Source organism: Agromyces ramosus, assembly GCF_004216665.1.
In the GTDB taxonomy this organism is placed as follows: Bacteria; Actinomycetota; Actinomycetes; order Actinomycetales; family Microbacteriaceae; genus Agromyces; species Agromyces ramosus.
Genome location: NZ_SGWY01000002.1, coordinates 82,064 through 94,882, shown reverse-complemented (window position 1 = coordinate 94,882; position 12,819 = coordinate 82,064). Strand labels below are relative to the sequence as shown.

Genomic DNA, 12,819 nt, shown 5'->3' with positions numbered 1-12,819 from the left:
AGAGGGACTCGATGACGGATGCACCGGCGACGCGAGAGCACCCATGGCCCGTCGCGCTGCTCTCCGCGAAGCTGAAGGACTACCTCGATCGCCTCGGCACCGTGTGGGTCGAGGGCGAGATCACGCAGTGGGGCGTCTCGGGCGGCAACGTCTACGGCAAGCTGAAAGACCTGGAGGCCGACGCCACCCTCTCGTTCACGATGTGGTCGTCGGTGCGGGCACGCCTCTCCGAGCAGTTCAAGCAGGGCGACCACGCGATCCTGCTCGTCAAGCCGAGCTGGTGGGTGAAGGGCGGCTCGCTGTCGATGCAGGTCTACGACATGAAGCACGTCGGCCTCGGCGACCTGCTCGAGCGGCTCGAGCGGCTGCGGGCCAAGCTCGCCGCCGAGGGACTCTTCGACCCGCGTCGCCGCAAGCCCCTGCCGTTCCTGCCTGCGGTCGTGGGCCTCGTCACCGGCCGCGACAGCGACGCCGAGCAGGACGTGCTGCGCAACGCGCGGCTGCGCTGGCCGGCCGTGGAGTTCCGCACGGCCTACGCGTCGGTGCAGGGCGACCGCACGGCGCCCGAGGTCGTCGCCGCGATCCGGCGCCTCGACGCCGACCCCGAGGTCGAGGTCATCATCGTCGCGCGCGGCGGCGGCGACTTCCAGAACCTCCTGGGCTTCAGCGACGAGCGCGTCGTCAGGGCGACGGCGGCGGCATCCACCCCCATCGTGTCGGCGATCGGGCACGAGGCCGACCGGCCGCTGCTCGACGAGGTCGCCGACCTGCGGGCCTCCACGCCGACGGATGCCGCGAAGCGCGTCGTGCCCGACGTCGCCGAGGAGCTCGTGCGCGTCGAGCAGGCGCGGGCGCGGCTCGGCATGCGCCTCTCCGCGATGCTCGCCCGCGAGATCGACCGCATCGGCCACCTGCGCGCCCGGCCGGCCCTGGCCGATGCCGGATGGATCGTCGACCGCCGCGCCGAGGAGCTCACGCGGTGGGTCGCGCGCGGTTCGGAGCTCGTCGAGCGCGGCATCGAGCGGCAGTCCGCGCGCGTCGGCGAGCTGCGCGGCCACCTGCGCGCCCTCTCGCCGCAGTCGACGCTCGACCGGGGCTACGCGATCGTGCAGGGTGCGGACGGCCGCGTGCTGCGCGGACCGCAGGGCGCGCCCGAGGGTTCGCCACTCACGCTCACCCTCGCGGAGGGCGTGCTCGGGGCCGTCTCCACGGGTGCCGTGGTGCGCGACGGCACGGTCGGCGGCGCCGAATAGAATGGGTGGCATGCCCCCCACCACGGATGTCGCCGACCTCAGCTATGAGCAGGCGCGCGACGAGCTCGTGCAGGTCGTCGCCGAGCTCGAGCAGGGATCCGCGACCCTCGAGCAGTCCCTCGCGCTGTGGGAGCGCGGCGAGGCGCTCGCCGCGCGCTGCGAGGAGTGGCTCATCGGCGCGAAGGCGCGCCTCGACGCGGCGCGGGCCGGAGCGGGGCGCGGCGGCACCGCGGCATCCGACGACGCCGGCGTGCGCTGATGGCGCAGCAGCAGATGCCACGCAAGCAGAAGCCCCCGCCCATCGTCGCCGAACTGGGGCGCCCCGAGACGCCCGAGGAGACGGCGGCCCGCAAGGCCGAGAACTCGCTGAAGCACCGCCAGCGCCAGACGGTGCAGAACCTCATCCTCGCGCTGGGCGCGAGCCTGCTCCTCGTGCTCGTGATCGTGCTGCTCGTTCCGCGCAGCGACACCCCGATGGAACGCGACATCGACGTCGCCGCGGTCGCCGAGCAGGCGCAGGTCGCGACCGACGACCCGCTCGCCGTGCCGGTGCTCCCCGACGGCTGGCGGGCCAACGCCGCCGAGCTGCGCACGTCCAACGTCGACGGCGTGACCGCCTGGTACGCGGGATACCTCACCCCCAGCAACGAGTACATCGGCATGTACCAGGGGCTCGAGGCGAACCCCACCTGGGTCGCCGGCCTCCTGGAGCGCACGATCGCGACGGGCACCGTCACGATCGACGGCGTCGAGTGGACGCTGTACGACAACCGAGGCAGCGGCGACGACGTGGGCAACGCGCGATACGGGCTCACGACCGAGGCGGGCGGCAGCACCTTCGTGCTCCTCGGCACGGCGACGCCCGAGGAGTTCGAGACGCTCGCCACCGCCCTCGTCCCCACCATCGATGCGCAGCGCTGAATCGAAGACCAGCCCGAGAGGACCCGCCGTGAGCGAGCAGCCGACCGAACGTCCCGCCACGCCCGCCGAGACGTGGCGGGAGCTCCGTCGCGGCAACGAGCGGTTCATCGCCGGCGAACCGCAGCACCCCCGCCAGGACGTCGACCATCGCACCTCGCTGGCGCACCGGCAGCGGCCGCTCGTCGCGATCTTCGGATGCAGCGACTCGCGCCTCTCGGCCGAGATCATCTTCGACGTGGGCCTCGGCGACGCGTTCGTGGTGCGCAACGCCGGCCAGGTGATCTCCGACTCGGTGCTCGGCTCGCTGGAGTACGCGGTCGGCGTGCTCGGCGTCCCGCTCATCCTGGTGCTCGGCCATGACGAGTGCGGCGCGGTGCGGGCCGCGATCGACTCGCAGGCGCCCGAGGCCACGCCGCTGCCGGCCCACATCGCGACGCTCGTCGACCGGATCGTGCCCGCCGTGCGACGCGTCGCCGGCGCCGAGCCCGGGGCGCCCGTCTCACCCGCCGACGTCGACGCCGGATTCGTCGGTCGCGAGCACCTGCGCGACACCGTCGCCGAGCTCCTCGAGAGCTCGGAGATGATCAGCGACGCGATCGCAGCGGGTACGCTGGCTATCGTCGGCGCGAACTACCGCCTCGTCGAAGGGCGTGCCGAGACCGACATCGTCGTCGGACGCATCTGACCGCCGCTCTCGCGGCACTCGCCGGGAGGGCCCGGCACGCAACCGAAGGGGAACACACCGTGGTGGACAACGCCGCCGACTACCGCATCGAACACGACACGATGGGCGAGGTGCGGGTTCCCGCATCCGCGCTGTACAGCGCGCAGACCCAGCGCGCCGTGGAGAACTTCCCCATCTCGGGCGACACGCTCGAGCCGGCGCAGATCGCCGCCCTCGCGCGCATCAAGAAGTCCGCCGCCCTCGCGAACGAGCGGCTCGGCGTGCTCGATGCCGAGATCGCGCGCGCGATCGCCGGAGCCGCCGACGAGGTCATCGCGGGAGAGCACGACGGCGAGTTCCCGCTCGACGTCTACCAGACGGGCTCCGGCACGTCCTCCAACATGAACATGAACGAGGTGCTCGCCACGCTCGCCTCGCGCAGCCTCGGCCGGCCGGTGCACCCGAACGACCACGTGAACGCGTCGCAGTCCTCGAACGACGTGTTCCCGACCTCGGTGCACATCGCCGTCACGGGCGCGCTCATCGACGACCTCATCCCCGCGCTCGACCACCTCGCCGTCGCCCTCGAGGCGAAGGCCGAGGCGTGGTCGGGCATCGTCAAGTCGGGCCGCACCCACCTCATGGACGCCACCCCCGTGACGCTGGGCCAGGAGTTCGGCGGTTACGCCCGCCAGGTGCGCCTCGGCATCGAGCGCGTGCGCTCGGCGCTCCCCCGCGTGGCCGAGGTGCCGCTCGGGGGCACGGCCGTCGGCACCGGCATCAACACCCCGGCCGGCTTCCCGCAGCTCGTGATCGAGCTCCTCCAGCTCGAGACCGAACTGCCGATCACCGAAGCCGCCGACCACTTCGAGGCGCAGGCCAACCGCGACGGCCTCGTCGAGGCATCCGGTGCGCTGCGCACCATCGCCGTGAGCCTGACGAAGATCTGCAACGACCTGCGCTGGATGGGCTCGGGGCCGAACACCGGGCTCGGCGAGCTGCGGATCCCCGACCTCCAGCCCGGCTCGTCGATCATGCCCGGCAAGGTCAACCCGGTCATCCCCGAGGCCGTGCTCATGGTGTGCGCCCGGGTCATCGGCAACGACGCGACCATCGCGTGGGGCGGCGCCTCGGGGTCGTTCGAGCTCAACGTGCAGATCCCGGTCATGGGCACCGCGCTGCTCGAGTCGATCCGCCTGCTCACCAGCGCCTCGCGCCTGCTCGCCGACAAGACCATCGACGGGCTCGAGCCGAACATCGAGCGCGCCAACGCCCTCGCCGGCATGTCGCCGTCGATCGTCACGCCGCTCAACAAGCTCATCGGCTACGAGGCCGCCGCGAAGATCGCCAAGCACGCCGTGGCCCGGGGCTGCACGGTGCGCGAGGCCGTGGTCGAGCTCGGCTACCTCGAACGCGGCGAGCTCACCGAGGAGCAGCTCGACGCCGCCCTCGACCTGCTCTCGATGACGCGCCCGCCGCAGGCGTAGCGGCACCCGACGTCACGAAGGCCCCCTCGGCGACGAGGGGGCCTTCGTGCATGCGAACGCCGTGGATCAGGTGAGCTCGGCGCCGTCGAGCATCTCCGACACGAGCGCCGCGATCGCCGAGCGCTCCGACCGGGTCAGGGTGATGTGCGCGAACAGCGGATGCCCCTTCAACGTCTCGATCACGCTCGCGACGCCGTCGTGGCGACCGACGCGCAGGTTGTCGCGCTGGGCGACGTCGTGGGTCAGCACCACGCGCGAGTTCTGGCCGATCCGGCTGAGCACGGTGAGGAGGACGTTGCGCTCGAGGGACTGCGCCTCGTCGACGATCACGAAGGCGTCGTGCAGTGAGCGACCACGGATGTGCGTCAGCGGGAGCACCTCGAGGATGCCCCGATCGACGACCTCGTCGAGCACGTTGTCGGAGACCACCGAACCGAGCGTGTCGAAGACCGCCTGGCCCCACGGGTTCATCTTCTCGCCCTGGTCGCCCGGCAGGTAGCCGAGCTCCTGCCCGCCCACCGCGTACAGGGGACGGAAGACCATGATCTTCTTGTGCTGCTGCCGCTCGAGCACCATCTCGAGCCCGGCGCACAGCGCGAGCGCCGACTTGCCCGTCCCCGCCCGGCCTCCGAGCGAGAGGATGCCGATCTCGGGGTCGAGCAGCAGGTCGATCGCGAGGCGCTGCTCGGCCGAGCGGCCGTGCACGCCGAACACGTCGCGGTCGCCGCGCACGAGCTTGACCTCGCGGTCGCCGACGACGCGGCCGAGGGCGGAGCCGCGCTCGGAGTGGATCACGAGTCCCGTATTGACGGGCAGCGCCTCCACGTCGGCCGTCTCCATGCGCTCGTGCTCGTAGAGCCGGGCCATGTCGTTCGAGCCGAGCGAGAGCTCCGACATACCGGTCCACCCGGAGTCGAGCGCGAGCTCGGCGCGGTACTCCTGCGCGTCGAGGCCGATCGAGGCCGCCTTCACCCGGAGCGGCAGATCCTTCGAGACGACCGTGACGGCGACGCCGTCGTTCGCGAGGTTGGCGGCGCAGGCGAGGATCCGCGAGTCGTTGTCGCCCAGCTGCAGTCCGCTCGGCAGCACCGACGGGCTCGAGTGGTTGAGCTCGACGCGCAGCGACCCGCCGTCGCCGACGGGGATCGGGAAGTCTAGCCGCTCGTGCTCGACGCGCAGCTCGTCGAGGATCCGCAGCGACTGGCGCGCGAAGTACCCGATCTCGGGGTCGTTGCGCTTCGCCTCGAGCTCCGTGATGACGACGACGGGGAGGACCACCGCGTGCTCGGCGAATCGGAACAGCGCACGGGGATCCGACAGGAGCACCGAGGTGTCGAGCACGTACGTCCGCTCGGACTGGGCGACGCCCGTGGGCGTCGTGGCATCCGGTCGCTGCTTGCGACCCGAGGACCGGCCGAAGGACTTGGAGGTTTCGAGTGAGGCCACAACCGCTCCTGCCCCGAGCGTTCCGCTCGGCTCTCGCGCCGGCCGGCGAATCCTCCCACGAGCGGTTCACGAGCCGACTCGATCAGGCACCTTGCCCGATGCCTCAGACGCTACGACCGCGGCGTCGAATCCGCGTCAGCGACACGCGAATCGTCATCTGCCGTTCACATTCGAGCGGATGCCGCAGCGTCGCCGCGCTTGCGTCAGTACGACGCCGCGGTGGCGTACGACACGAAGGCGGCGCGCAGCATCTCCAGGGTCTCCTCGCTGGTGGCCGCGTGCACGCTGAGCCGCACCTGCCCGTTGCGGGTGGTGGCCGTGACGCCGTGGTTGTGCATCGACGCGGTGAGGTAGGTGACCTGGCCCGCGGGCGGCTCGAGCACGACGATGCCCGCGCGCTCCTGCTCGTCGCGGGAGCTCACCACGGCGAGCGCGAACTCGTCGGCGAGCTCGATCACGCGACTCACCCGCTCGGCGACCGCCGCGTTGACGGCGGGGACGCCGACCGCGGAGAGGTCCTCGAGGGCGGCCGCGAGGCGTGCCTCGGCGATCGGATCGGGATTGGACACCCGGTAGGCGCGGGCATCGGGAGCGGGCGGCGGCACCTCGTCCCACGGCTCCGGCACCTCGGTGCCCGTGAATCCCGAGAAGACGGGCGTGAGGCGCTCGAGGGCACGCGCCGACAGCGCCATGATGCCGGTGCCCCAGCCGGCGCGGCACCACTTCTGCCCGCCCGAGAGCACGACGTCCGCCGCCTCCCAGGGGGCGTCCACGATGCCGAAGCCCTGGATCGCGTCGACGATGAGCAGGCGGTCGCCGATCACCTGCCGGATGCCCTCGATGTCGCAGAGGTAGCCGGTGCGCGAGTCCACGAGGCTCACCGCGACCGCGGCCACGTTGGTCTCGAGCTGCTCGCGGATCTGGCCGGGCGTTACCTTGCCGTGGTCGGTCTCCAGCCATACGGGCTGCACCGAGTGAAGCGCCTCCTGGGCGCGCACCGCCGCGATCGGCAGGCTCGGGAACTCCCCCGGCGAGAGCAGGACACTGCCCGTGAGCCCGAACATCGCGTGCATGATGCCCTGCGTGGTGTTCGGCTGGAACACGATGGCCTCGGCCGGGAACCCGGTGAGGGCGGATGCCGCGGCTCGCACCCGGGCGTCCTGCTCGAGGAACACGTCGATGCTGCCGTGCCGTGCACGCTGGAGCACCTGGGTGAGCGCGACGCCCTCCTCGGCGGCGGGGGTCGACAGCGGGCCGAACCGACCGTAGTCGAGGTAGCCGGGCTCCTCGGTGAACCCCGCGATGAATGCGTCGATCGTCACGTACGCCCCCTTCTCCGAGCCATATCATGGCAGACCCGGGGGCCGCGAGGGAGCGGTCTCACCCGCCGAATCTGCGGTGACGCTTCTCGTAGTCGCGCAGCGCGCGCAGGAAGTCGACCTTCCGGAGGTCGGGACCGAGCGCCTCGACGAAGTAGAACTCGCTGTGCGCGGCCTGCCACAGCATGAAGTCGCTGAGGCGCTGCTCGCCCGAGGTGCGGATCACCAGGTCGGGGTCGGGCTGCCCGCCCGTGTAGAGGTGCTCGCCGATCAGGTCGGGTGTGAGCCGCTCGGCGAGGTCCTCGAGGCTGCGTCCCTCGGCGTGGTGCGCGGCCACGATCGAGCGCATCGCATCCGTGATCTCCTTGCGGCCGCCGTAGCCGACCGCGAGGTTCACGTGCATGCCGTGCTTGTCGGCGGTACGGTGCTCGGCGGCGTCGAGCGCGGCCACGAGCGGCTCGGGCAGCCCGGCGTCCGACCCCACGTGCTGCACGCGCCAGTCGCGGTAGTGCGAGAGCTCCTCGGCGAGCTCGGCGATGATCTCGATGAGGTCGGCGAGTTCGGCGCTGGGACGGTTGCCGAGGTTGTCGCTCGACAGGAGGTAGAGGGTCACCACGCCGATGCCGAGGTCGTCGCACCACTCGAGGAACTCGCGCATCTTCGCCGCACCGGCTCGGTGCCCGTGCGCCGCCGTCTGGTAGCCGAGTTGCTTCGCCCACCGGCGGTTGCCGTCGATGATCATCGCGACGTGCCGCGGGAGGGTGGCCCGGTCGAGCTCGCGCCGCAGCCGGTTCTGGTAGAGGCGATAGAGGATGCCGCGACCGAGGGGCTGATCGCTGGTCTGCACGGCACTACGCTACCCCTCCGCCGCCCGCCGCACTCACAGCGGAACGTGACCGCCGAGGGCCTACGCTGAGTCAATGACCCCCAAGCGCCGCCACGAATCCGCCGACCTCGCGGAGGAGCTCAGCCGCCCGGTCGCGCCCGACGACACGGCGGATGTCGCGGTCGATCGCGAGGCCCACGGGCCCGACCTGCCGAACATCCCGCTGCTCGACGACTCGCTCTCGTACGCCGCCGAGGTCAAGCCGACCTGGCGGGGCTGGATCCACGCCGGCACGTTCCCCGTCACCATCGCGGCCGGCATCGTACTCATCGGGCTCGCCGAGGGCGCTCCCGCGAAGTGGGCGTCGGCGGTGTTCACCCTCACGTCGATGCTGCTGTTCGGCAACTCCGCGCTCTACCACCGGTTCGACTGGGAGCCGCGCACCAAGGTCATCCTGAAGCGCATCGACCACGCCAACATCTTCCTGCTGATCGCCGGCACGTACACGCCGCTCGCGATCCTCGCGCTTCCGCCCGACAAGGGGTGGCTGCTGCTCGCGATCGTCTGGGGCGGCGCCCTCCTCGGCATCGGCTTCCGGGTGTTCTGGATCCACGCGCCCCGTTGGCTCTACGTTCCGCTCTACCTGCTGCTGGGGTGGGCGGCGGTCATGTACCTCGGCGACCTGCTCGACGCGAGCGTCGCGATGATGGTGCTCGTGATCGTCGGCGGGCTGCTCTACACCGTCGGCGCCGTCGTCTACGGGCTGAAGCGGCCCAACCCGTGGCCCGGCAGGTTCGGGTTCCACGAGATCTTCCACACCTGCACGGTCCTCGCGTTCATGTGCCACTGGACGGCGACGCTCATCATCGCGATGAACCCGGTGTACCACCTCGGCTGACGCCGCGGCGCGCGGGTCAGCGCGCGGGCGGCAGGTCCTCGTCGTCGGATGCCGCGGCGGCGTCGCCGTCGTCGTCGCCGTCGCCCGAAGGTGATGCCGGCCCCGGCGTGACGTCGGGGGCATCCGGTGCCGCGTAGTCGCCTTCGAGGACCTGGACCTCCCGCTCGCGCTGCTCCGCCTCGAGCTGCTCGCGCACCTCGGCGCGGTAGTTGACCCGGCGGATGCGACGCACCATGTCGAGCACCAGCAGCACGACGACCACCATCACGACGAACGTCAGGACGAAGCCCCAGATGCCCGGCGTGACGGTGTCGGGGTCGAACTCCTCCTCCGCGGCACGCACGAGGAACGGCACCGACGCAGCGATCACGAGCGTGCTCCGGCGATGGAGCAGGCGGGCACGACGAGCATCGGGTTCCCTTCACGGGGGCGGGTTAGGCTGGATCCCAAGCCTAGACGATCGAGGCGGGAAGGAGCCGTGGCGGTGGCCGAGCCTGAGACCGACGCGCTCGCCGCGCGCTACGGCAGGACCCGCACGAACCGCACGCGCGACCGCGTGCTGCTCGTGGGCGGCGCGGTGGCCTTCGCGATCGTCCTGATCGCGTGGGTCGTCTGGGCCGGCCTCGACGGCCGGAAGCCGTCGGTCCAGGCCACTGACACCGGCCACCGGCTCATGAACGAGGAGCGGGCGGTGGAGGTCAGCTGGACCCTCTCGGTGCCCCCCGGGAACAAGACGGCGTGCATCGTGGAGGCCCTCGACGAGGACTTCACCGTGGTCGGCTGGCGGGTCGTCGAGATCCCCGCTTCCGAGCAGCACCTGCGCACGTTCACCGAGACGGTGCGGGTTGCGCGAGAGGCGAACACCGGTTTGATTTCGAGCTGCTGGCTCACCTAATATGGGGCATTCGCCCCGGCAGACGTCGGGGCGTCACGTCTATTTCAGGAGTGCACCATGGCGCAGGACGCCACCGTCACCTGGCTCACGCAGGAGGCCTTCGATCGACTCGCCGCCGAGCTCGAGGAGCTCTCGACGCACGGTCGCGAGGAGATCGCCAAGCGCATCGAGGCCGCGCGTGAAGAGGGTGACCTGAAGGAGAACGGCGGGTACCACGCCGCGAAGGACGAGCAGGGCAAGCAGGAGGCGCGCATCCGCCAGCTCACGGCGCTGCTCCGCACCGCGCAGGTCGGCGAGGCGCCCCAGTCGTCGGGCGTCGTCGAGCCCGGCACCGTCATCACGGCCGTCATCGCGGGCGACGAGGAGACGTTCCTCATCGGCAGCCGCGAGATCGCGGGCGACTCGGAGCTCGACGTGTTCAGCGAGCGGTCGCCGCTCGGGGCCGCCATCATCGGACTGAAGGTCGGCGAGAAGACCTCCTACACCGCACCCAACGGCCGGGAGATCCCGGTCGAGGTCACGCGCGTCGAGACCTGGGGCGGCCAGTAGTCGCCCACCGTCCACGTCCCGACGGCCCCTGCGCATCGCGCGGGGGCCGTCGTCGTCGGGGCGGACGCGGCTAGTCGACCTCGACCTTGGGGTCGTAGCCGGCATGGCGCAGGACCTCGACGACCGTCTCGCGGTGCTCGGGCCCCCGGGTCTCGACCGACAGCCGGAGCTCGACCTCCGAGATCTGCATCCCCGAGCCGTGGCGGGTGTGCAGCACCTCGATGACGTTCGCGTTCGCCTCGGCGAGGAGCCCCGCGACGCGTGCGAGCTGGCCCGGGCGGTCGGGCAGGCCCACGCTGATGGTGAGGTAGCGATCGGATGCCGCGAGCCCGTGCGCCACGACCCGCTGCATGAGCATGGGGTCGATGTTGCCGCCCGAGAGCACCGCGACGACGGGGCCGTCGGACTGCACGGCCCCCGTCATCATCGCGGCGACGGCGACCGCGCCGGCCGGCTCCACGACGAGCTTCGCGCGCTCGAGCAGCACCAGCAACGCGCGCGCGATGTCGTCCTCCGAGACCGTGACGACCTCGTCGATGGTGTCGCGGATGATCGCGAAGTTGAGCTCGCCGGGCCGGTACACCGCGATGCCGTCGGCGATCGTCGGCACGACGGGCACCTGCCGCGGCTCCCCCGCCGCCAGCGAGGCCACGTACGGCGCGGCGTTCTCGGCCTGCACCCCGATGATGCGCAGCGGACGGCCCTCGCGCGCGGCCTGCTGCTTCGCGGCGCTGGCGATCCCCGCCGCGAGGCCGCCGCCGCCGATCGGCACGACGATGGTCGTGGCGTCGGGAACCTGTTCGAGGATCTCGAGTCCGAGCGTGCCCTGGCCCGCGATCACGTCGGGGTGGTCGAACGGGGGGATGATCACCGCGCCGGTCTCGGCGGCGAAGGCGGCGGCGGCCTCGATGGTCTCGCCGATCGAGTCGCCCCGGAGCACCACGTCGGCGCCGTAGTGGCGCGTGGCATCGAGCTTCGGCAGCGCGACGCCGACGGGCATGAAGATCGTGGCCCGGATGCCGAGCTCCCGCGCCGCGTAGGCGACTCCCTGCGCGTGGTTGCCGGCGGACGCCGCCACGACCCCGCGAGCCCGCTCCTCCTCGCTCAGCGCCGAGATGCGGTGGTAGGCGCCGCGCAGCTTGTAGGAGCCGGTGCGCTGCAGGTTCTCGCACTTGAGGTGGACGGGCACGCCGAGCAGGTCGGCGAGGTGGCGCGACGACTCCATGGGCGTGCGCCGTGCGACGCGGGCGACGACGTCGCGCGCGTGCTCGAAGGCCGCCAGGTCGGGGCCCGGGATGGTGGTGATCACTGGTTCATTCTCCTCGCTGGTAGCCCGGTCGCTGGGGCACGGTGCGCCAGAGCGGCGACCGCACCTCCGTCGCGGGCGGTCCGGCATCGCCCTTCCACGAGCCTCCGGAGATGTAGACGATCATCACGTTGAGCACGGCGGCGACCGGCACGGCGAAGAGCGCGCCCGGGATGCCCGCGAGGAGCGAGCCCGTGGCGACGGCGACCACGACGCCGAGCGGATGCACCTTCACGGCCGTGCCCATGATGAGCGGCTGGAGCACGTGGCCCTCGACCTGCTGGACGAGCAGCACGATGCCGAGCATGATGAGCGCGATGACCCAGCCGTTGTAGACGAGCGCGATGAACACCGCCAGCGCACCGGTCACGACCGCGCCGACGATCGGGATGAACGAACCGAGGAACACGAGGATCGCGATCGGCACCGCGAGCGGGATCCCGAGGAAGAACGCGCCGAGGCCGATGCCGATCGCGTCGATCGTGGCGACCAGGATCTGCACCTTCACGAAGTTCTGCAGGGTCGCCCAGCCGGCCTGGCCCGCCCCGTCGACGGCCGCGCGGGCGCGGCGCGGGAAGACGCCGACGATCCAGCGCCAGATGCCGCGGCCGTCGATGAGGATGAACAGGGTGGCGAAGAGGGCGAGCAGCATGCCCGCGAGGAAGTGCCCGAGCGTCGAGCCGACCGAGAGCGCGCCGGTGACCAGGACGCTGCTGTCCTGCTGGGCGGAGGCGACGGCCTGCTCGACGAAGTCGTTCAGCTGCGACTCGGTGATGTGCATCGGGCCCGCGAGCAGCCAGGCACGGAACTCGTCCCAGGCCACGAGCGACTGGGCCGCCAGGTCGCCGGAGCCGCGCACGATGAACGTGATCCCGACCGCGAGCAGGCCGCCGACGACGATGAGGGCCGAGAGCATGGCGACCGTGACCGCGAGCCACTTCGGCCAGCGGTGCCGCTGCAGGAGCTGCGAGAACGGCACGAGCAGCGCGCCGATGAGCACCGCGACGAGCACCGGGATGACGATGAGCCGCAGCTGGATGATGAGGAAGATGATGACGGCGATCACGCCGCCGACGAGGAGGAGCCGCCACGACCAGGCGGCCGCGATGCGCATCCCGAACGGGACGGAGTCGGACGCATCGCGGTGCGGCGGCGGGGTCGGCGGCGAGGGCGGGGGCGTCTCGCGATCGCCGCCGCGGCGCCGGCCGATCGACCTGCCCCGAGCCTGCCCCGTCGACTCCGTCATCGCTCCAGT

14 protein-coding genes are annotated in these 12,819 nt (G+C 71.6%); 8 read left to right on the top strand and 6 right to left on the bottom strand.

Translation table 11 applies throughout. The features are described 5' to 3' along the window. Nucleotides 1-11: 11 nt before the first annotated feature. Genes xseA through EV187_RS06970 form a run of 5 tightly spaced genes read left to right on the top strand, consistent with a single transcriptional unit; the run spans nucleotide 12 to nucleotide 4,325 of the window. A complete protein-coding gene (gene xseA, locus EV187_RS06990) occupies nucleotides 12-1,253 on the top strand; it encodes an exodeoxyribonuclease VII large subunit (RefSeq protein ID WP_130352375.1) in 1,242 nt (413 codons plus the stop codon). Nucleotides 1,254-1,263: 10 nt separating this feature from the next. Further along, nucleotides 1,264-1,512, top strand: coding sequence for an exodeoxyribonuclease VII small subunit (locus tag EV187_RS06985; protein WP_207221777.1), 249 nt, complete (start codon nucleotides 1,264-1,266; stop codon nucleotides 1,510-1,512). A 14-nt stretch (nucleotides 1,513-1,526) separates the two neighbouring features. Beyond that, on the top strand, nucleotides 1,527-2,174 hold the full coding sequence (locus tag EV187_RS06980) for a DUF4245 domain-containing protein (protein ID WP_130352373.1): 648 nt from the start codon (nucleotides 1,527-1,529) through the stop codon (nucleotides 2,172-2,174). Between the two features lie 28 nt (nucleotides 2,175-2,202). Continuing rightward, complete coding sequence (locus tag EV187_RS06975; protein WP_242609485.1) at nucleotides 2,203-2,859, top strand: carbonic anhydrase; 657 nt, start codon at nucleotides 2,203-2,205, stop codon at nucleotides 2,857-2,859. Between the two features lie 59 nt (nucleotides 2,860-2,918). Further along, nucleotides 2,919-4,325, top strand: a complete 1,407-nt coding sequence (locus EV187_RS06970) for a class II fumarate hydratase (protein ID WP_130352371.1) — start codon at nucleotides 2,919-2,921, stop codon at nucleotides 4,323-4,325. 66 nt (nucleotides 4,326-4,391) lie between these two features. Here EV187_RS06970 and EV187_RS06965 read toward each other — a convergent pair whose 3' ends face one another. The 3 genes from EV187_RS06965 to EV187_RS06955 all read right to left on the bottom strand — a co-directional run bounded on the left by EV187_RS06965 (nucleotide 4,392) and on the right by EV187_RS06955 (nucleotide 7,937). Beyond that, nucleotides 4,392-5,666 carry an RNA 5'-3' helicase PhoH2 gene (locus EV187_RS06965; RefSeq protein WP_130353222.1) on the bottom strand — a complete coding sequence of 425 codons (1,275 nt, stop codon included), beginning with the start codon at nucleotides 5,664-5,666 and terminating at the stop codon, nucleotides 4,392-4,394. A gap of 308 nt (nucleotides 5,667-5,974) precedes the next feature. Then, on the bottom strand, nucleotides 5,975-7,093 hold the full coding sequence (locus tag EV187_RS06960; protein WP_130352370.1) for an aminotransferase class V-fold PLP-dependent enzyme: 1,119 nt from the start codon (nucleotides 7,091-7,093) through the stop codon (nucleotides 5,975-5,977). A 58-nt stretch (nucleotides 7,094-7,151) separates the two neighbouring features. Then, nucleotides 7,152-7,937, bottom strand: coding sequence for an isoprenyl transferase (locus EV187_RS06955; RefSeq protein WP_130352369.1), 786 nt, complete (start codon nucleotides 7,935-7,937; stop codon nucleotides 7,152-7,154). Between the two features lie 73 nt (nucleotides 7,938-8,010). On the opposite strand from EV187_RS06955, the gene trhA reads away from it, so the two are divergent. Then, nucleotides 8,011-8,814 carry a PAQR family membrane homeostasis protein TrhA gene (gene trhA, locus EV187_RS06950; protein WP_130352368.1) on the top strand — a complete coding sequence of 268 codons (804 nt, stop codon included), beginning with the start codon at nucleotides 8,011-8,013 and terminating at the stop codon, nucleotides 8,812-8,814. Between the two features lie 16 nt (nucleotides 8,815-8,830). On the opposite strand, the gene EV187_RS06945 is transcribed toward trhA, so the two are convergent. Next, entirely contained in the window at nucleotides 8,831-9,184 is a 354-nt protein-coding gene (locus tag EV187_RS06945; RefSeq protein WP_130352367.1) for a hypothetical protein, read from the bottom strand. A 114-nt stretch (nucleotides 9,185-9,298) separates the two neighbouring features. Here EV187_RS06945 and EV187_RS06940 point away from each other — a divergent pair, with 114 nt between their 5' ends. Next, nucleotides 9,299-9,709, top strand: a complete 411-nt coding sequence (locus tag EV187_RS06940) for a DUF4307 domain-containing protein (RefSeq protein WP_165391127.1) — start codon at nucleotides 9,299-9,301, stop codon at nucleotides 9,707-9,709. Nucleotides 9,710-9,766: 57 nt separating this feature from the next. Then, on the top strand, nucleotides 9,767-10,258 hold the full coding sequence (gene greA / locus EV187_RS06935) for a transcription elongation factor GreA (RefSeq protein WP_130352365.1): 492 nt from the start codon (nucleotides 9,767-9,769) through the stop codon (nucleotides 10,256-10,258). Between the two features lie 70 nt (nucleotides 10,259-10,328). Here the strand turns inward: greA and ilvA are convergent, their stop codons facing one another. Continuing rightward, nucleotides 10,329-11,567, bottom strand: coding sequence for a threonine ammonia-lyase (ilvA, locus tag EV187_RS06930; RefSeq protein WP_242609484.1), 1,239 nt, complete (start codon nucleotides 11,565-11,567; stop codon nucleotides 10,329-10,331). 4 nt (nucleotides 11,568-11,571) lie between these two features. Then, nucleotides 11,572-12,810, bottom strand: a complete 1,239-nt coding sequence (locus tag EV187_RS06925) for an AI-2E family transporter (protein ID WP_130352363.1) — start codon at nucleotides 12,808-12,810, stop codon at nucleotides 11,572-11,574. Nucleotides 12,811-12,819 lie beyond the last annotated feature (9 nt).